This is a genomic window from Paractinoplanes hotanensis, from assembly GCF_023717965.1.
Lineage (GTDB): Bacteria > Actinomycetota > Actinomycetes > Mycobacteriales > Micromonosporaceae > Actinoplanes > Actinoplanes polyasparticus.
On record NZ_JAMQOL010000023.1, the window covers coordinates 160,738 to 178,101 of the forward strand.

A 17,364-nucleotide genomic window follows, 5' to 3' on the forward strand; every position below is an offset into this window, starting at 1 on the left:
GCCCAGTGACTACCGGCGGCTATCACCCTCTTTTCACTGCGCCGTAACGAGCACGGCATCGGGTACGCGGCAGCGTGCCCCCATCGCGCCAACGAGACACGGTCCGGAGGCTGACGCATGCCCGGCGACGAGGTATTGACAATGGGACGCATAGGCGTCGACCTGTACCCGCAGCAGATCGGCGCCTCGTTGCGGGAGGTTCGCACCTTTGCCAAGTTCCTCGGCGGCAGCGCCGCCAACGTCGCCGTGGCCGCGGCGAGTTACGGCCGGCGGTCCGCGGTGATCACGCGGACCGGGGACGACCCGTTCGGCGAGTTCCTGCACGACGCGCTGCGCGGCTTCGGGGTCGACGACCGCTACGTCACCGCGGTCGACAGCCTGCCGACGCCGGTGACGTTCTGCGAGATCTTCCCGCCGGACGACTTCCCGCTCTACTTCTACCGGTTCCCCAAGGCGCCCGACCTCGAGATCCACCCGTCGGAACTGGACTACGACGCGATCCACGACGCCGGCATCTTCTGGGTCACCGGCACCGGCTTGTCCCAGGAGCCGTCGCGCACGGCCACCCTGAACGCCCTCCGGCATCGCAACAAGTCCGGCATCACCGTCTTCGATCTCGACTACCGCCCGATGTTCTGGCAGTCCCGCGAGGAGGCCCGCTACTGGTACGCCCAGGCGCTGCCGTACGCGACGGTCGCCGTGGGCAACCTGGACGAGGCGAACACGGCGGTCGATCAGCGCCATCCGAAAGAGGCAGCCGCGGCGCTGCACGACGCCGGCATCGAGCTGGCGGTGATCAAGCAGGGCCCGGCCGGCGTCCTGGCCTCCGACACCACCACCCAGGTCGAGGTCCCGCCGGTTCCCGTCGAGGTCGTCAACGGCCTGGGGGCGGGGGACGCCTTCGGCGGAGCCCTCTGCCACGGCTTGCTCGCCGGCTGGGAGCTCGAGACGACGATGCGTTTCGCCAACGCCGCCGGCGCCATCGTCGCCTCACGACTGTCGTGCGCCGACGCCATGCCGACCGAGACCGAAGTCCGCGACCTGCTAGGGGAGGCCAAGCATGCCTGACCTCGACGACCTCCTCGACATCCGCACCCGCCGCCCGGCCGCCATCGCCGCCGCCGCGTCGGCCCGGCGCCGGCCGACGAACCTGTTCGGGCCGCACGGCAAGCTGATGATCATCGCTGCCGACCACCCGGCCCGCGGCGCCCTGCGCGCCGGCGACGACCCCCTGGCCATGGCCAACCGGGTCGATCTGCTCGACCGCATCCGCACGGCGCTGGCCCGGCCGGGCGTCAACGGCGTCCTCGGCACCCCCGACATCCTGGAGGACCTGCTGCTGCTGGGTGCCCTGGACGAGAAGGTCGTGATCGGCTCGATGAACCGGGGCGGGCTGGCCGGCACGTCGTTCGAGATCGACGACCGGTTCACCGCGTACGACGCCGAGAGCATCGCCACGGCCGGTTTCGAGGGCGGCAAGATGTTGCTGCGCATCGACCCGGACGACGCCGGCACCGTGGCGACGCTCCAGTCGTGCGGCGCGGCGGTCAGCGAACTGGCCGCCCGGCGGCGGATGGCGATGGTCGAGCCGTTCATCTCGCACCGCGTCGACGGCCGGGTCCGCAACGAGCTGACGGCCGAGGCGATGATCCGCGCGATGACGGTCGCGGCCGGGCTGGGCACGACCTCGGCCTACACGTGGCTCAAGGTGCCGGTCGTCCGCGAGATGGACAAGGTCATGGCGTCGACGACGCTGCCGGCGCTCATCCTCGGCGGGGAGGGCGAGGCCGCGTACGCGGAATGGCGGAAGGCTCTCGACCTGCCGACCGTGCAGGGGTTGGTGATCGGCCGTTCCCTGCTCTACCCGGCGAGCGGCTCCGTGACGGACGCGGTCGACCGGGCGGTGAGCCTGCTGTGAGCACCCGAGTCAACCCGGTCATGCCGCACGGCAGCACCGCCGAGAGGCCGTTCGACGTGGTGGTGACGCCCGAGAACGCCGGCTGGAGCTACAGCGGGCTGCGCATCCTCGACCTGGCGGTGGGTTCGCGCGCGAGGTTCACGACCGGCGACGACGAGATGCTGGTGCTGCCGCTCTCCGGCGGCTGCGACGTGACCTGCGACGACGAGCGGATGACGCTCACCGGCCGGCGCTCGGTCTTCACCCGGGTGACCGACTTCGCCTATCTGCCGCGCGACTCCACCGTCACCGTGCGGGCGCCCAACGGCGGGCGGTTCGCGCTGCCCGCCGCGCGCGCGACCCGGCGGTTGCCGTTCCGCTACGGCGCGGCCGAGGACGTCGCGGTCGAGCTGCGCGGGGCCGGGCAGGCCAGCCGGCAGGTCAACAACTTCTGCACGCCGGAGCGGTTCGAGGCCGACCGGCTGATCGCCTGCGAGGTGCTGACGCCGGGCGGCAACTGGTCGTCCTATCCGCCGCACAAGCACGACGAGCAGGGCGAGCGCGAGTCCGCGCTGGAGGAGATCTACTACTTCGAGGTCGCCGCCGCGCCGTCGGGCACCGCGGGCAGCGCCTACCAGCGGGTGTACGGGCATGCCGACCGCCCGATCGAGGTGTGCGCCGAGGTGCGTACGGGCGACGTCGTGCTCATCCCGTACGGCTGGCACGGCCCCTCGATGGCCGCGCCCGGCTACGACCTCTACTACCTCAACGTGATGGCCGGTCCCGGCGAACGCGAATGGCTCGTACGGGATGACCCGGCGCACGGCTGGGTGCGGGCCTCCTGGAACGGCGTGCCCGTGGACCCGCGACTGCCGCTGACTTCCCGCAACGAGAGGACGCGTTCGTGAGACTCACCGTCGGTCAGGCCGTGGTGCGGTTCCTGGCCAACCAGTGGACCGAGCGGGACGGCGTCGAGCGCCGGGCGGTCGCGGGCTGCCTGGGCATCTTCGGGCACGGCAACGTGGCCGGCCTCGGTCAGGCACTGTTGCAGGCCCAGCGCACCGGCGAGGCCGACCTGCCGTACCGGCTGGCCCGCAACGAGCAGGCGATGGTGCACACCGCGGCCGGTTTCGCGCGGATGAGCAACCGCCTGTCGACCTACGCGTGCACGGCCTCGATCGGGCCCGGCTCGACGAACATGCTGACGGGCGCCGCCCTGGCGACGGTCAACCGGCTGCCCGTGCTGCTGCTGCCGTCCGACATCTTCGCCACCCGCGCCGCCTCGCCCGTGCTGCAGGAGCTGGAGGATCCGGGCGGCTACGACGTCTCGGTCAACGACGCGTTCCGTCCGCTGTCCCGCTTCTTCGATCGCGTGTGGCGCCCCGAGCAGCTGCCGTCGGCCTTGCTGGGCGCGATGCGGGTGCTGACCGACCCGGCCGAGACCGGCGCGGTCACCGTCTGCCTGCCGCAGGATCTTCAGGCCGAGGCGTACGACTTCCCGGACGCCCTGTTCGACAGGCGCGTCTGGCACGTGGCGCGCCCGTTGGCCGAGCCGGCCTTCGTCTCGCGCGCGGCGGCCGTGCTCAGAAGCGCCCGCCGACCGTTGATCATCGCAGGCGGCGGCGCCGTGTACTCCGAGGCCACGGGCGAGCTCGACCAGTTCGCCCGCGCGACCGGCATCCCGGTGGCCGACACCCAGGCCGGCAAGGGCGCCCTGAGCTGGGACCACCCGAACTCGGTGGGCGGCGTCGGCTCGACCGGCACCCCGGTGGCCAACCGCCTGGCCCGCGACGCCGACGTGATCATCGGCGTCGGCACGCGCTACAGCGACTTCACCACTGCTTCGCGTACGGCGTTCCAGCATCCGGACGTCGCGTTCATCAACATCAACGTGGCCGCGTTCGACGCCGCCAAGGAGTCGGCGTACCCGATCGTGGCCGACGCCCGGTCCGGCCTGTCGGCGCTGCTCGCGGCGCTCGACGGCCGGCGCTTCGAGACGGACTTCGAGGCTGATGTCGTGACGTGGCAGGCCACCGTCGACCACGCGTACCACCTGGGACATGGACCCCTGCCCGCCCAGACCGAGGTGATCGGGGCCGTGAACGAGGCGTGCGGAGCACGCGACGTCGTGGTGCAGGCGGCCGGGAGCCTGCCGGGCGACCTGCAGATGCTGTGGCGGGCGCGGGACCCGAAGCAGTATCACGTCGAGTACGGCTTCTCGTGCATGGGCTTCGAGATCGCCGGCGCGCTCGGCATCAAGCTGGCCGACCCGAGCCGCGAGGTCTTCGCGATGGTCGGCGACGGCTCGTACCTGATGATGGCGCAGGAGATCGTCACCGCCGTCGCCGAGGGCATCAAGCTCGTCGTCGTCCTGATCCAGAACCACGGGTTCGCCTCGATCGGCGCGCTCTCGGAGTCGCTGGGCTCGCAGCGCTTCGGTACCAGCTACCGCTACCGCAGCGCCAACGGCGACTACGACGGCGCCCACCTGCCCGTCGACCTGGCCGCCAACGCCGAGAGCCTCGGCGCGACCGTCATCCGCTGCCGCACGATCGCCGACCTGGCCGACGGCCTGAAACGCGCGCGGGAGGCCGACCGCCTCACCGTCGTGCACATCGAGACCGACCCCCTGGCCCCGGTGCCGTCCTCCGAATCGTGGTGGGACGTGCCGGTGCCGCAGGTGTCCGCTCTGTCTTCGACTCAGGAGGCGCACGCGGCGTACGAGGCCGCCAAGCGTCTCCAACGCCCCTATCTGTAAGGACTGTCATGGCAACCATCGAGCACTGGATCGGCGGCGAGTTCACCGCCGGCTCCGGCAACCGGACCGGTCCCGTCTTCAACCCGGCCACCGGCCGGCAGCAGCACGACGTCGTGCTCGCCACCTCGGCCGACGTGGAGGCCGCCGTGGGCGCGGCCCGTGCGGCGTTCGAGAGCTGGGGCCAGGCCTCGCTCAGCCGGCGTACGAAGGTCATGTTCAACTTCCGCGAGCTGGTCAACGCCCGGGTCAAGGAGCTCGCCGAGATCATTTCGGACGAGCACGGCAAGGTGCTCTCGGATGCGGCGGGCGAGGTGCAGCGCGGCCTCGAGGTGATCGAGTTCGCCTGCGGCATCCCGCAACTGCTCAAGGGCGAGTACAGCGACCAGGCGTCGACCGGCGTGGACGTGTTCAGCTTCCGCGAGCCGCTCGGGGTGTGCGTGGGCATCACGCCGTTCAACTTCCCGGCCATGGTGCCGATGTGGATGTACCCGGTCGCCATCGCCTGCGGCAACACGTTCGTGCTCAAGCCGAGCGAGCGCGACCCGTCGGCCTCGAACTACGTGGCCGGGCTGCTGAAGGAGGCCGGACTGCCGGACGGCGTGTTCAACGTCGTGCACGGCGACAAGTCAGCCGTCGACGCGCTGCTGCACCACCCGGACGTGGCCGCGGTGTCCTTTGTGGGCTCCACGCCGATCGCCCGCTACATCTACGAGCAGGGCAACGCGCACGGCAAGCGGGTGCAGGCGCTGGGCGGCGCCAAGAACCACGCCATCATCCTGCCCGACGCCGACCTCGAGTTCGCGGCGGGTCACCTGGCCGCGGCGGCGTTCGGGTCGGCGGGGGAGCGGTGCATGGCGATCTCGGCCGCGGTGGCCGTCGGGGGCGCCGGCGACGCGCTGGTCGACCTGGTCAACCGCAAGGCGGGCGAGGTGGTGGTCGGCAACGGCCGGGACGCGGCGAGCGAGATGGGCCCGGTCGTCACGGCGGCGGCCAAGCAGCGCATCGAGGGCCTGATCGACAGCGGTGAACGGGAAGGGGCGAAGGTCACGGTCGACGGACGCGGGCTGACCGTGCCCGGCTTCGAGGACGGCTTCTTCGTCGGGCCGACCGTCATCGACCAGGTGGAACCGTCGATGGAGGTCTACCGGGAGGAGATCTTCGGGCCGGTGCTCTCGGTCGTGCGGACCGACACCGTGGACGCGGCCATCGAGCTGATCAACAGCAATCCGTACGGGAACGGGACCGCGATCTTCACCAGCAGCGGCGAGGCGGCGCGCCGGTTCCAGCGGGGCGTCAAGGTCGGGATGATCGGCATCAACGTGCCCGTCCCGGTGCCGATGGCCTACTACTCCTTCGGCGGCTGGAAGGACTCGCTGTTCGGCGACAAGCACGTGCACGGGCCCGAGGGCGTCTCGTTCTACACCCGCGCCAAGGTCGTCACCTCCCGGTGGCCGCACGTCTCCCACGCGTACGACGCGTCCCTGCAATTCCCCACCGCGAGCTGATTGGTCCTGCTAATGGAGATTCGTCACCTGCAACTGGGCAGCTGCCCCGACTCGTGGGGTGTCTGGTTCGCCGACGACCCCCGGCAGACGCCCTGGAACCGCTTCCTCGACGAGATGGTGGCCTCGGGCTACTCGTGGCTGGAGCTCGGGCCGTACGGCTATCTGCCCACGGATCCGGCCCAGCTGACCGACGAGCTGGCCGCCCGCGGCCTGTCCGTGGCCGGGGGCACGGTGGCCGGCGCGGGCGGGCCGCACAAGGACTTCGACACGGTGCTCGCCGAGACACGGAAGGTCGCCGAGCTGACGGCCGCGGTCGGCGGGAAGAACGTGGTGTTCGTGCCGGTGCCGGGCTACCGCGACGACGTGACCAACGCCTACCTCGAGCCGGCCGAGCTCGAACCGGACGCGTGGCGCGCGCTCGTCGGCAACAGCAACACGCTCGGCCGCGTGCTCCTCGAGGAGTACGGCGTCCACATGCGCTTCCACCCGCACGCGGACTACCAGGTCGAGACGCAGACGCAGACCGAGCGCTTCCTGCAGGACACCGATCCCCGGTACGTGTCGCTCTGCCTCGACACCGGACATCTGGCCTACCGCCGGGCCGACGTGCCGGGCATCATCCGGGCCTACCCCGACCGCATCGGCTACGTGCACATCAAGCAGATGGACCCCGTGATCGCCGAGCGCGCGGTCAAGGAGGACCTGGCGTTCGGCCGGGCCGTGGCCCAGGGCGCGAGCGTCGAACCCCCGGCCGGCGAGCCCGACATTCCCGCCGTCCTCGGCGCGCTGAGCGAACTCGACGCGGAGCTGTTCGTCGTCGTCGAGCAGGACATGTACCCGGTCGAGTTCGACGTGCCGCTGCCGATCGCGCAGCGCACCCGCACCTACCTGAACTCCGTCGGCCTCCACTCCCGGGCCGCCGCCGATCCCCGTCCAGCCACAGGAGAGAAGATATGACCGTTCGGACACGCACCTTCCGGATACTCGCCGCGTCGGCGGCGGTGCTGGTCGCCGCCACGGCATGCAGCGGTGGCGGCCGCGCGAAAGAGGAAGATACCGACGCCGGCGGCGGCAACGCGGCCGGGAGCTCGGGCTACACGATCGCCTTCATCACGCACGAGACGCCCGGCGACACGTTCTGGGACAAGGTCAAGAACGGCGCGAACCAGGCCGCGAAGGACACGGGCGTCACCCTCAAGTACTCGAACGACCCCGAGGCGCCCAAGCAGGCCGTGCTGATCCAGAACGCGGTCGACTCCAAGGTGAACGGCATCGCCACCACGCTGGTCACCCCGGACGCGCTGGCCGGCTCGGTCAAGGCGGCGACCGACGCGGGCATCCCGGTGGTGGGCTTCAACTCCGGCCTCGACCAGTACCAGAAGCTGGGCGCGCTGATGTACTTCGGCTCGGACGAGACCCTCGCCGGCACGACCGCCGGTCAGCGGCTCGCCCAGCAGGGCGCCAAGCACCCGCTCTGCGTGATTCAGCAGACCGGTTCGGTGGCGCTCGAGGCGCGGTGCGCGGGCGTGAAGTCGGCCGTCGCCGGCACCGAGAACATCCAGGTCAACGGGGCCGACGACGCCGCCGTGACCTCGACCCTGCAGGCCAAGCTCGCGCAGGACAAGTCGATCGACGCCATCGTCACGCTCGGCGCCCCGCAGGCGCTCGACGCGATCAAGGCCAAGGAGCAGGCCGGCAGCGAGGCCAAGCTGGTCACCTTCGACCTCAACGAGCAGGCCGCGACGGAGATCAAGAACGGCAACATCCTGTTCTCGATCGACCAGCAGCCGTACGTCCAGGGCTACATGGCCGTCACGTCGCTCTACCTGAACCTCAAGAACGGCAACGACATCGGCGGTGGCAAGGCGGTGCTGACCGGCCCGTCCTTCGTCGACAGCGAGAACATCGACAAGATCATTCCGTTCACCAAGAACAACACACGCTGACGGGGGTGTCGTCATGAGTCAGACAGTCGAGGCGGCGCCGGCGCCCGCTCCCTCATCCGAACCGCCCGGCCGTGTCCGGCCCGGGCTGGCCAGCCGTCTGATGGCCCGGCCCGAGATCGGCGCCCTGGTCGCGGCGATCATCATCTTCATCTTCTTCCTGGCCCTCGCGCCGTCGTTCCGCTCCGCCGAGTCGTTCTTCACCGTGCTCTATCAGGCCTCGGTGATCGGCATCGTCGCGGTCGGCGTCGGCCTGCTGATGATCGGCGGCGAGTTCGACCTGTCGGCCGGCGTCATCGTCTACACGGCCGGCCTGTTCGCCTCGATGTTCTGCTGGTACTACGGGGTGAACCTGTGGCTCGGCGCGGCGCTGTCGCTGGTCTTCTGCCTGCTGATCGGCTTCCTCAACGGCTACCTGGTGATGCGGACCGGCATCCCCAGCTTCCTGATCACCCTGGGCACGTTCTTCGTGTTGCAGGGGGCCAACCTCGGCGTCACGAAGCTGGTCACCGGCACCGTGTCGTCGCCCGACATCAGCAACATCGACGGGTTCGACTCCCTCGGGAAGATCTTCGCGTCGAGCTTCAAGGTCGGCCCGGTGACCGTCTGGACGTCGGTGCTCTGGTGGATCCTGTTCGTCGCTCTCGCGGCCTGGACCCTGCAACGCGCCCGGGTCGGCAACTGGATCTTCGCGGTGGGCGGCAACCCGGACAGTGCCCGGGCCGTCGGGGTGCCGGTGGTCCGTACGAAAATCGGCCTTTTCATGGCGGTGTCGTTCCTGGGCTGGTTCGTCGGCATGCACCAGCTCTTCCGGTTCAACACGCTGCAGGCCGGCGGCGGCGTCGGCAACGAGTTCCTCTACATCATCGCCGCGGTGGTGGGCGGCACGCTGCTCACCGGCGGCTTCGGCAACGCGGTGGGCGTCGCGATCGGCGCGTTCATCTTCGGCATGACCAGCCTGGGCATCATCTACGCGGGCTGGGACCCGAACTGGTTCAAGGCCTTCCTCGGCGTCATGCTGCTGCTCGCGGTGCTGGTCAACCTCTACGTCAAGAAGATGTCCACCACCAGGAAGGTGGGTTAGGCGATGACGGACACCCTGGCCTCGCACGCCGACCGGGACCTCAACCGTGGCGAGCCGCTCATCGAGATGACCGACGTCGGCAAGTCGTACGGCGCGATCCGTGCCCTGCGCGGCATCAACCTGCGTGTCAACGCGGGCGAGGTGACCTGCGTGCTCGGCGACAACGGCGCCGGCAAGTCCACCCTGATCAAGATCATGTCGGGCCTGCACCCGCACAACGACGGCAGCCTGCGGGTCGACGGCAAGGAGGTCTCCTTCTCGTCGCCGCGCGAGGCGCTCTCCCACGGCATCGCCACCGTCTATCAGGACCTGGCGGTGGTGTCGCTGATGGAGGTGTGGCGCAACTTCTTCCTCGGCTCCGAGCTGACCGCGGGCAAGTACCCGCTGGCCGGACTGAAGATCAAGAAGATGAAGGAGATCGCCGACGCCGAGCTGCGCAAGATGGGCATCGTCGTCAAGGACATCAACCAGCCCATCGGTACGCTGTCCGGCGGCCAGCGCCAGTGCGTGGCGATCGCCCGGGCGGTGTATTTCGGCGCGCGCGTGCTGATCCTCGACGAGCCCACCGCGGCTCTCGGCGTCAAGCAGTCGGGCGTGGTGCTCAAGTATGTGGCCGCGGCCCGCGACGCCGGGCTGGGCGTCGTCTTCATCACGCACAACCCGCACCACGCCTACCTGGTCGGCGACCACTTCGTGATCCTCAAGCTGGGCGCGACCGCGCTCGACAAGAACCGCAGCCAGGTCAGCCTGGACGAGCTGACCCGGCAGATGGCCGGCGGCGACGAGCTCACCGAGTTGTCCCACGAACTGAAGCGGTGATGCGGATGCTGCAGGTCGGAGTCATCGGCACCGGCATGATCGGGCAGGACCACATCCGGCGCATGACGTCGGTGCTGGCCGGGGTTCGGGTGACGGCCGTGGCCGACGTCGACCCGGCAGTTGCCTTTAGAACTGGCGAGCGCATCGGGGCCACCGTCTTCGCGACCGGCGAGGAGCTGATCGCTTCATCCGGGGTGGACGCGGTCGTGGTCTGCTCGTGGGGGCCCACCCACGAGCAGTACGTGCTGGCCGCGATCGCGGCGGGCAAGCCGGTCTTCTGCGAGAAGCCGCTCGCCACCACCCAGGAGGCGTGCCTGCGCATCCTCGAGGCGGAGGCGGCCCACGGCAGCCGGCTCGTGCAGGTCGGTTACATGCGGCGGTACGACGCGTCGTACCGGGCGTTGAAGTCGGTGCTCGGGACGGGTCAGATCGGGGCGCCGCTGATGATGCACTGTGCCCACCGCAACGCGAGCGTGCCCGGCTTCTACGAGAAGGAAATGGCGATCACCGACACCGCGGTGCACGAGATCGACATGGTCCGCTGGATGTTCGACGACGAGATCACGGCGGTCCGGGTGCTGACGCCGCGCCGCAGCAGTCTCGGCGGTGACCTGCAGGACCCGTTGATGCTGCTGTTCGAGCTCTCCTCCGGGGTGCTGGTCGACGTGGAGACGTCGGTCAACATCCGGTACGGCTACGACATCCGCGGCGAGATCGTGGGAGAGGAGGGGACGGCCGCCCTGGGTTCCCTGAGTCCCGTGCACGTGCGGCGGGCCGGTCTGTCCGCCGACCCGGTGCCGGCCGACTGGCGCGAACGGTTCCTGGCGGCGTACGACGTGGAGTTCCAGGAGTGGATCGACGCGCTGCGGTCCGGCGGCCGGCCGGTGGGCCCGAGCGCTTGGGACGGGTACGCCGCCGCCGTGGTTTCCGACGCCGGGGTGCTCGCCCTGCGGAGCGGGGAACGAGTGCCGGTGGTTCTGGCGGAGCGCCCGAAGCTGTACGGGATGGAGGTAGCCGCATGAGCCGGGCTCTCGTTTCCCCGCAGCACACCGGCGTGCTCCTGGATCGGACTGGCGTGCTTCTCGATCGGGATGAGGCGGCATGAAGATCGCTCTCGACCCGTACATGCTGCGCCGGACACCGCTGCTCGAGTTGCCGCGCGTGGTCGCCGAGCTGGGCTACCGCCACATCGAGCTCTCGCCGCGCGACGACTTCCTGCCGTTCTTCCTGCACCCGCGCGTGGACAAGGCCGGCGTGGCAGCCTTCCGCAAGGAGCTCGCCGCCGCCGAGGTCACCGTCGCGTCGGTGCTGCCGCTCTACCGATGGTCCGGCCCCGACGAGGACGAGCGGCAGGCGGCGGTCCGCTACTGGAAGCGGGCCATCGAGATCACCGTCGACCTCGGGGTCAACGTCATGAACTCCGAGTTCAACGGCCGCCCCTCGCTGGCCGCCGAGAGCGAGGCCCAGTTCTGGCGCTCGATGGAAGAGCTGCTGCCGATCTTCGAGCGCGAGGGCGTACGCCTGGTCCTCGAGCCCCATCCCGACGACTTTCTCGAGGACGGCATCGGGGCGGTCAACCTGATCCGCGGCATCAACAGCGAGCTGGTCTCGTTCCTCTATTGCTGCCCGCACACGTTCCACCAGGGCGGCAACCTCGCCGAGATCATCCGCTACGCCGGCCCGCTGCTGACCCAGCTCCACATAGCCGACTCGTTCGACTTCCGCGCGTCGTCGGGCCTGCGCTACATCGTCAACCCGCCCGGCAGCACGGCCCGCGTCCACCAGCACCTCGACATGGGCCAGGGCGAGGTCGACTGGGACCTCTTCTTCGCGACGCTGAACGAGGTCGGCTTCGACGGCATCGCCACGGTCTGCGTCTTCGCCTGGGAAGAGCGAGCCGAGGAGAGCGCCCGCTTCAACCTGACCCAGATCAACCAGTACGTCGAGAAACACGCCGGCCACTGAGCGACGAGGCCCCCGGCGCTACCGTGCCGCCGAGGGCCTCCCGTCCGGGCCGGCGATCTTCACGTCTCGTCCGGCCCGCCGCTGCTTACGCATTGTCGGGAGCTTCCACTGCCGTGCGCACCAGCTCGTGCAACCGGTTCACGGCGCGGGCCAGGCCGGGGATGTCGACGGCGGTGTCGGTGCGGACCCGCATCTCCAGGCTGAGGCCGAGCGGCGCGGCCTCGACGAGCCAGCGCGGCCAGGACTCGGTCAGGTGCCGGTCGTCCTCGTAGAAGGCCGGCCGCGCGCGCCGGGCGTACCGTTCGCGCGCGACTTCGCCCGGCACGTCGCACCACACCTCGACGATCTGGCCGGCGCCCGCCCGGCCCAGACCGTCCCGCACGAAGGTCAGATCGCGTGGCCGGAACCACCACGACTCCAAGACGACGCCGCCCGGGATGGCGGCGGCCAGTGTCCACATGAGCTCAGAAGCCGTGCGCCCGAGGGCGGCGGCCGGAACCTGCGGCGCGGCCGCCGCCAGCGCCTCCTTGATCGCGTCCTTCGAGATGAGCGGCACCGCCAGCTCGGCCGCCAGCGCCGTCGCCAGAGTCGTCTTGCCCGACCCGGGCAGCCCGTTGACCAGGACGATGCGCTCAGCCATGCCGCGATCCTGCCACCCGCTTCGGCCCTTCCGCAGGCACCGTAGGCCTCCGTTCCCGGCCGTTCCTCAGCCTTCCGCCGTTCGTCAGCCTTCGGCCGGGAACAGGGCGGCGAAGCGGCTCAGGTACAGCGGCCAGCCCTGGTCGTTGCCCAGCGATTCGTTCAGCGACTCCCAGCCCGGCCCGTGCCGGTCGAGGTGGCGGTGTTCGAGCTCGACACGGGTGCGCTCGGGACTCTCCGCGATGAACCGGACCTCGACCTCGCTCGTGTTCGCCAGATCCTGCTCGAGCGTCCACTGGACCCCGATGTCCCAGGTGAACACCACACGGTCCGGCGGCTCGTAGGCCAGCACCCGTGCCCACGAGAACTCCGACCCGTCCTCCCCACGGTCGAAGATGCGCCCGCCCACCCGCCGCTCGAACACCGTCTCGGCAATGGGCGAGCTCAGCAGGGTGTGGTCGCGCGGCTTGATCTCGTTGAAGCGCCCGGTGAACACCTCGAACGCCTTGGCCTGCGGCGCCGCCACGACGACCTGCCGCAGCACCACCTGGTCCGTTGTCTCGGTCATGACTTCTCCTCGTCCTCGACGATCTCTTGAAAACCCTCCAGGGCCCGCCGCCAGAACATGTCGAGCTGGTCGCGGAGCGCGGAGACCCCCGCCGGATTGAGCCGATAGACCCGCCGGGTGCCGGCCGCTTCGTCCTCGACGAGCCCCGCGTCCTTGAGCACGCGCAGATGCTGCGACACCGCCGGTCGGCTGATCGGCAGCTCGTCCGCCAGCTCACCGACGGCACGCGGCCGCACCGCCAGACATTCCACGATCGCGCGCCGGCTCGGATCCCCCAGAATCTCCCACCCGTCAGGCTCTTGGTAAGTGGCCACGAACGGTAAGCTACGACTTACCGATCGAGTCGTCAACCCTCCCTGCTCGGCGATTCTCGGACGTGGCGGCGAACCGGGGTCGACGGCGCGGTGGCGGTCGGCGATCATGCCCGCATGGCGGTGGAGACATGGACGGCTCTCACGTCGCTCGGGGGAGTGGCTCTCGGTGGCGGACTGTCGTATCTGGTGCAACGCACGACGCAACGCATGGCCGCCCGCATCGAGGAGGGCAAGCAGGCGACAGCCCGCACGGAGGCACGCCGGGCAGAACGGCTCGCCTTGCTGGAGCGCTTTGTTGGCGTGGCCGCCGAAGCAGAACGCTGCGCCTTCTCGCGGCCCGGCGACTGGCAGGACGGGGATGAGTGGTCGACCCTGGCCCAGGACGTGATGAATCGCTTCTGGGTGGCCGAGCGGATGATCCGCCTGCTGTTCCCGCCACCCGTCCACGATGCCGCCCGCGCCTACTTCCTGATGCTGAACGGCGCGGTCTGGGAGGGCGCCCCCAGCGGGCTCGAGTTGAGGGACGGCCTGGACCCGCCCCGGCTGGCCTTCCTCGACGCCGCGCGGGCGGCCCTCGAACACTAGGCCTGGTGGAGCGTCAGATGCCGGCCTTCCGGGCGGCGGCGAGGAGGTTTTCGGTGGCCAGGCGCAGGCCCTCGATCTGGTCGAGTTCGGTGTCCTCGTGTTCGATGTTGACGGCCATGTCGGGGTCGACCTCGTGCAGGGCTTGCAGGAAGGGCACCCAGAAGTCGTCGCCGTGGCCGCGGCCGACGGCCACGAACTGCCAGGACGGCTGGGTGGGCCACTGGTTGAGGGTGTTGTCGCCGCCCAGGCTGAGCGGGTTCCGGTCGGCGGGGGTGCGGGTGAAACGGTCGTCGAGCACGCCGAACAGGCGCACGTTGTCGTCGTTGATGCGGGTGTCTTTGGCGGCGGCGTGGAACACCCTGTCGCCCAGGTGCCTGATGGCGGCCACGGGGTCGATGCCCTGCCAGAACAGATGGCTCGGGTCCATCTCGGCGCCGATGTGGGTGGCGTTGGTCTGTTCGATCAGGCGCAGCAGGGTGGGCGGGTTGAAGACCAGGTTCTGCGGGTGCATCTCGATGCACACCTTGACGTCGGCGTCGGCCGCGCGGGCCTGGATGTCGCGCCAGAAGGGCACGGCCACCTCGTGCCACTGGTAGTCGAGGACGTCGAGGAACTGGCTGTCCCACGGGTTCACCACCCAGTTGGCCACGGAGGCGCGCGCGTCGCTGCCGGGCAGGCCCGACATGGTGACCACCCGCCCGACGCCGAGCAGGGCGGCCAGCTCGATGCTGCGTCGCAGGTCGTCGGCGTGCTTCGGGCCGACCCGCGGGTCGGGGTTGAGCGGGTTGCCGTTGCAGTTGAGGCCGGTCAGTGTGATGCCGGCCTGGGTGTAGCGGCCCAGGTAGTCCTCGCGGGCGCCGGCGCCGGCCAGCAGGTCGTCGATGGGGATGTGGGGCGTGGCGATGAAGCCGCCGGTGTTGATCTCGGCACTGGTCAGACCGAGCTCGCCGAGGATCTTCAGCGTTTCGTCGAGGGAACGGTCGTGCAGGCACGCCGTGTAGGCACCGAGGCGCATGGCAGGGGTCTCCTCAGAGGGTTGTGGGTTTGCCGGTGGCGGACACGACCGCCTCGAGGACGCGCAGGTTGTGCAGGCCGTGGGCCAGATCGGGGCAGGGCGGCAGGCCCTTGACGCCGGCGATCTGGTCGAGGAAGGCGCGGGCCTGGTAGACGAAGAAGTCGTTCTGGCCGTGGCCGACGGTGGGGAAATCCATGGGGAGGCCGCGCGCGACGTAGGGGTGCCATGGGCCGATGTGGACGGTGCGGGCGCCGTTGACCGACACCTCGGGCGCGGCGTCGATGATGCCGAACTCGGCCGGACGGGTCATGTCGAACGAGGCGGTGCCCCGTTCGCAGAACAGGTCGACCCGGAGCGTGTTGGCGTGGCCGAAGGCGACCCGGGACAGCGAGAACGTGCCCACCGCCCCGCCCGCGTAGCTGGTGGTGAACGTGCAGACGTCCTCGTTCTCGACCGGCACGAGCTCGTCGCTCACCTGGACGCCGCCCGCGTGACCCACGGCGACGCCCAGCGGCCGGGGACGTTCGGTGACCAGCGTGGCCATCGTGGTGCCCTGGACGCCGCTGGTGGGGCCGCAGAAGAACTCGGCCAGGTCGGTCAGGTGGCTGCCGATGTCGGCCAGCACGCCCGAGCCGGGACCGCCCTGGTAGCGCCAGCTCATCGGGCGCTGCGGGTCGAAGCCGTAGTCGCACCAGTAGTTGCCGACGAAGTGGCGCACCGGGCCCAGCGCGCCCTCGACCTGGTGCTTCAGCGCGTTGAGGGCGGGGGAGCGGCGGAACGTGAAGCCGACCGCGCCGACCAGGCCGGGAGCGGCGGCGGCCGCGGCGGCCATGGCGGCGCCGTCGGCGACGCTCGGGGCCAGGGGCTTCTCGCAGAGCACGTGTTTGCCGGCGGCGAGGGCGGCCTCGGTGATCTCGCGGTGGAGGCTGTTGGCGACGGCGACGCTCACCGCGTCGACGTCGGGCGCCTCGACGACCGCTCGCCAGTCGGTCTCGGCGCGGGCGTAGCCGTAGCGCGCGGCGGCGTCGGCGGCGAACGGCTCGTGCACATCGGCGATGGCGACCAGGCGGGGAGCGGGCTGGTCGAGGCCGAAGACGGTGGCCGCCTGGCGGTAGGCGTTGGCGTGGGCCCGGCCGACCATGCCGGCGCCGATCACAGCGACTCCAAGTGTCATGAAGGCCTGCCTCGCTCGAGAATTTAAAGCGCTTTAAGGACTCCTGTACTATCGATGTTGATCTCGCTGAGTGTCAAGGTGTGCACGAGGAGTGAAAGAGTGGATCAGCGACCGCGACTGTCCGACGTGGCCGCCCGCGTCGGCGTCTCGCCGGCCTCGGTCTCCCTCGTGCTGCGCGGCGCGCCCGGTCCCAGCTCCGAGACCCGCGAGCGCGTGCTGGCGGCCGCGGCCGAGCTCGGCTATCGGGCCGACCGCACGGCCAGCCTGCTCGCCCGCCGCCGGCGCCACCTGCTGGGCGTCCTGCTCGACGTGCGCAACCCGTTCCACGCCGAGCTGGCCGAAGAGATCCAGGTCGAGGCCGACCGGGCCGGCTACGAGGTCGTGCTGTCCACCCTCACCCGCAGCCACGACGAGCCCCGCGCCATCGAGACCCTGCTCGATTTCCGGTGCGAGGCGCTGATCCTGCTCGGTCCCGACGCGCCCGACGACGAGCTCGGCCGGCTGGCTGCCCAGGTGCCCTGCGTGGTGGTCGGGCGCATGGCTCCGGGCGTGGCGGTCGACGTGGTGCGCCCGGCCGACGACGTGGGGGTCGACGCCGCCCTCGACCATCTGATCCGTCTCGGTCACACCCGCATCGCGTTCCTCGACGGCGGGCGGGGTGCGGTGGCCGCTGCCCGCCGCCGGGGCTACCGCCGGGCGATGCGCCGGGCCGGGCTGGCCGCCGTGGTGCTGCCGGGCGACCACACCGAAGAGGGCGGCGTGCGCGCCGGCCGCCGGCTGGCCGCCGGGGGCGATCTGCCCACCGCCGTCGTGGCTTCCAACGATCGCCTGGCGGTGGGCCTGATGGACGCGTTCGTCCGCGCCGGCGTCGACGTGCCCGGCCGGGTCTCCGTGGTCGGCTACGACGACAGCACGCTGGCTCACCTGGCCCACATCGATCTGACGTCGGTCAACCAGGACGCGCCGGCCCAGGCGCGCGAGGCGGTGCTCGCCGCCGTGTCGCGCCTCGACGACGGCCGTACGCGCCCGAGCGAGATCGTGCTGGTGCCGCACCTGGTCGTCAGGGGCAGCACCGCCGCGCCGCAAACCTGATGGCTG

The 17,364-nt window shown here is 70.5% G+C and carries 18 protein-coding genes; 13 read left to right on the forward strand and 5 right to left on the reverse strand.

Translation table 11 applies throughout. From position 1 onward, the window contains the following. Positions 1-141: 141 nt before the first annotated feature. The 11 genes from iolC (at position 142) to LXN57_RS19075 (ending at position 11,971) form a co-directional block, all read left to right on the forward strand. Positions 142-1,068, forward strand: coding sequence for a 5-dehydro-2-deoxygluconokinase (gene iolC, locus LXN57_RS19025; protein ID WP_251799516.1), 927 nt, complete (start codon positions 142-144; stop codon positions 1,066-1,068). Next, positions 1,061-1,918, forward strand: coding sequence for a Cgl0159 family (beta/alpha)8-fold protein (locus LXN57_RS19030; RefSeq protein ID WP_251799517.1), 858 nt, complete (start codon positions 1,061-1,063; stop codon positions 1,916-1,918). The genes iolC and LXN57_RS19030 overlap by 8 nt, the downstream gene beginning before the upstream one ends. Further along, positions 1,915-2,805, forward strand: a complete 891-nt coding sequence (gene iolB / locus LXN57_RS19035) for a 5-deoxy-glucuronate isomerase (RefSeq protein WP_251799518.1) — start codon at positions 1,915-1,917, stop codon at positions 2,803-2,805. Before LXN57_RS19030 ends, iolB begins: the two co-directional genes overlap by 4 nt. Continuing rightward, on the forward strand, positions 2,802-4,655 hold the full coding sequence (iolD, locus tag LXN57_RS19040) for a 3D-(3,5/4)-trihydroxycyclohexane-1,2-dione acylhydrolase (decyclizing) (RefSeq protein ID WP_251799519.1): 1,854 nt from the start codon (positions 2,802-2,804) through the stop codon (positions 4,653-4,655). The genes iolB and iolD overlap by 4 nt, the downstream gene beginning before the upstream one ends. Positions 4,656-4,663: 8 nt before the next feature. Continuing rightward, positions 4,664-6,160: a CoA-acylating methylmalonate-semialdehyde dehydrogenase gene (locus tag LXN57_RS19045; RefSeq protein ID WP_251799520.1), complete on the forward strand. Its 1,497-nt coding sequence runs from the start codon at positions 4,664-4,666 to the stop codon at positions 6,158-6,160. A 12-nt stretch (positions 6,161-6,172) separates the two neighbouring features. After that, positions 6,173-7,117, forward strand: coding sequence for a TIM barrel protein (locus tag LXN57_RS19050; protein ID WP_251799521.1), 945 nt, complete (start codon positions 6,173-6,175; stop codon positions 7,115-7,117). Then, positions 7,114-8,106: a sugar ABC transporter substrate-binding protein gene (locus LXN57_RS19055; protein ID WP_221381061.1), complete on the forward strand. Its 993-nt coding sequence runs from the start codon at positions 7,114-7,116 to the stop codon at positions 8,104-8,106. The genes LXN57_RS19050 and LXN57_RS19055 overlap by 4 nt, the downstream gene beginning before the upstream one ends. 13 nt (positions 8,107-8,119) lie before the next feature. Further along, positions 8,120-9,187, forward strand: coding sequence for an ABC transporter permease (locus LXN57_RS19060; protein ID WP_251799522.1), 1,068 nt, complete (start codon positions 8,120-8,122; stop codon positions 9,185-9,187). Between the two features lie 3 nt (positions 9,188-9,190). Further along, positions 9,191-10,006, forward strand: coding sequence for an ATP-binding cassette domain-containing protein (locus LXN57_RS19065; protein WP_251799523.1), 816 nt, complete (start codon positions 9,191-9,193; stop codon positions 10,004-10,006). Between the two features lie 5 nt (positions 10,007-10,011). Next, complete coding sequence (locus LXN57_RS19070; RefSeq protein ID WP_251799524.1) at positions 10,012-11,028, forward strand: Gfo/Idh/MocA family protein; 1,017 nt, start codon at positions 10,012-10,014, stop codon at positions 11,026-11,028. A gap of 79 nt (positions 11,029-11,107) precedes the next feature. Then, positions 11,108-11,971: a sugar phosphate isomerase/epimerase family protein gene (locus LXN57_RS19075; protein WP_251799525.1), complete on the forward strand. Its 864-nt coding sequence runs from the start codon at positions 11,108-11,110 to the stop codon at positions 11,969-11,971. An 85-nt stretch (positions 11,972-12,056) separates the two neighbouring features. Here LXN57_RS19075 and LXN57_RS19080 read toward each other — a convergent pair whose 3' ends face one another. The 3 genes from LXN57_RS19080 to LXN57_RS19090 all read right to left on the reverse strand — a co-directional run bounded on the left by LXN57_RS19080 (position 12,057) and on the right by LXN57_RS19090 (position 13,492). After that, positions 12,057-12,611 carry an AAA family ATPase gene (locus LXN57_RS19080; RefSeq protein ID WP_251799526.1) on the reverse strand — a complete coding sequence of 185 codons (555 nt, stop codon included), beginning with the start codon at positions 12,609-12,611 and terminating at the stop codon, positions 12,057-12,059. 84 nt (positions 12,612-12,695) lie between these two features. Next, positions 12,696-13,178, reverse strand: a complete 483-nt coding sequence (locus tag LXN57_RS19085) for an SRPBCC family protein (protein WP_251799527.1) — start codon at positions 13,176-13,178, stop codon at positions 12,696-12,698. Further along, positions 13,175-13,492: an ArsR/SmtB family transcription factor gene (locus LXN57_RS19090; protein ID WP_251799528.1), complete on the reverse strand. Its 318-nt coding sequence runs from the start codon at positions 13,490-13,492 to the stop codon at positions 13,175-13,177. Before LXN57_RS19090 ends, LXN57_RS19085 begins: the two co-directional genes overlap by 4 nt. A gap of 114 nt (positions 13,493-13,606) precedes the next feature. Here LXN57_RS19090 and LXN57_RS19095 point away from each other — a divergent pair, with 114 nt between their 5' ends. Beyond that, on the forward strand, positions 13,607-14,077 hold the full coding sequence (locus LXN57_RS19095; RefSeq protein ID WP_251799529.1) for a hypothetical protein: 471 nt from the start codon (positions 13,607-13,609) through the stop codon (positions 14,075-14,077). A 13-nt stretch (positions 14,078-14,090) separates the two neighbouring features. On the opposite strand, the gene LXN57_RS19100 is transcribed toward LXN57_RS19095, so the two are convergent. Further along, the gene (locus LXN57_RS19100; RefSeq protein ID WP_251799530.1) at positions 14,091-15,092 is read right to left on the reverse strand and encodes a sugar phosphate isomerase/epimerase family protein; all 1,002 of its coding nucleotides are present in this window, start codon (positions 15,090-15,092) and stop codon (positions 14,091-14,093) included. Positions 15,093-15,105: 13 nt separating this feature from the next. Next, positions 15,106-16,266 carry a Gfo/Idh/MocA family protein gene (locus LXN57_RS19105; RefSeq protein ID WP_251799531.1) on the reverse strand — a complete coding sequence of 387 codons (1,161 nt, stop codon included), beginning with the start codon at positions 16,264-16,266 and terminating at the stop codon, positions 15,106-15,108. A gap of 99 nt (positions 16,267-16,365) precedes the next feature. Between LXN57_RS19105 and LXN57_RS19110 the strand changes: the two genes are divergently transcribed. After that, positions 16,366-17,358 carry a LacI family DNA-binding transcriptional regulator gene (locus LXN57_RS19110; protein WP_251799532.1) on the forward strand — a complete coding sequence of 331 codons (993 nt, stop codon included), beginning with the start codon at positions 16,366-16,368 and terminating at the stop codon, positions 17,356-17,358. Positions 17,359-17,364 lie beyond the last annotated feature (6 nt).

What these genes read in the sequence shown, in the direction of transcription:
- LXN57_RS19075 (WP_251799525.1), top strand. Translation starts at nt 11,108, where the DNA reads ATGAAGATCGCTCTCGACCCGTACATGCTGCGCCGGACACCGCTGCTC.
- LXN57_RS19030 (WP_251799517.1), top strand. Translation starts at nt 1,061, where the DNA reads ATGCCTGACCTCGACGACCTCCTCGACATCCGCACCCGCCGCCCGGCC.
- iolC (WP_251799516.1), top strand. Translation starts at nt 142, where the DNA reads ATGGGACGCATAGGCGTCGACCTGTACCCGCAGCAGATCGGCGCCTCG.
- LXN57_RS19105 (WP_251799531.1), bottom strand. Translation starts at nt 16,266, where the DNA reads ATGACACTTGGAGTCGCTGTGATCGGCGCCGGCATGGTCGGCCGGGCC.
- LXN57_RS19100 (WP_251799530.1), bottom strand. Translation starts at nt 15,092, where the DNA reads ATGCGCCTCGGTGCCTACACGGCGTGCCTGCACGACCGTTCCCTCGAC.
- LXN57_RS19095 (WP_251799529.1), top strand. Translation starts at nt 13,607, where the DNA reads ATGGCGGTGGAGACATGGACGGCTCTCACGTCGCTCGGGGGAGTGGCT.
- LXN57_RS19055 (WP_221381061.1), top strand. Translation starts at nt 7,114, where the DNA reads ATGACCGTTCGGACACGCACCTTCCGGATACTCGCCGCGTCGGCGGCG.
- LXN57_RS19065 (WP_251799523.1), top strand. Translation starts at nt 9,191, where the DNA reads ATGACGGACACCCTGGCCTCGCACGCCGACCGGGACCTCAACCGTGGC.
- LXN57_RS19070 (WP_251799524.1), top strand. Translation starts at nt 10,012, where the DNA reads ATGCTGCAGGTCGGAGTCATCGGCACCGGCATGATCGGGCAGGACCAC.
- LXN57_RS19050 (WP_251799521.1), top strand. Translation starts at nt 6,173, where the DNA reads ATGGAGATTCGTCACCTGCAACTGGGCAGCTGCCCCGACTCGTGGGGT.
- LXN57_RS19045 (WP_251799520.1), top strand. Translation starts at nt 4,664, where the DNA reads ATGGCAACCATCGAGCACTGGATCGGCGGCGAGTTCACCGCCGGCTCC.
- LXN57_RS19085 (WP_251799527.1), bottom strand. Translation starts at nt 13,178, where the DNA reads ATGACCGAGACAACGGACCAGGTGGTGCTGCGGCAGGTCGTCGTGGCG.
- LXN57_RS19060 (WP_251799522.1), top strand. Translation starts at nt 8,120, where the DNA reads ATGAGTCAGACAGTCGAGGCGGCGCCGGCGCCCGCTCCCTCATCCGAA.
- LXN57_RS19080 (WP_251799526.1), bottom strand. Translation starts at nt 12,611, where the DNA reads ATGGCTGAGCGCATCGTCCTGGTCAACGGGCTGCCCGGGTCGGGCAAG.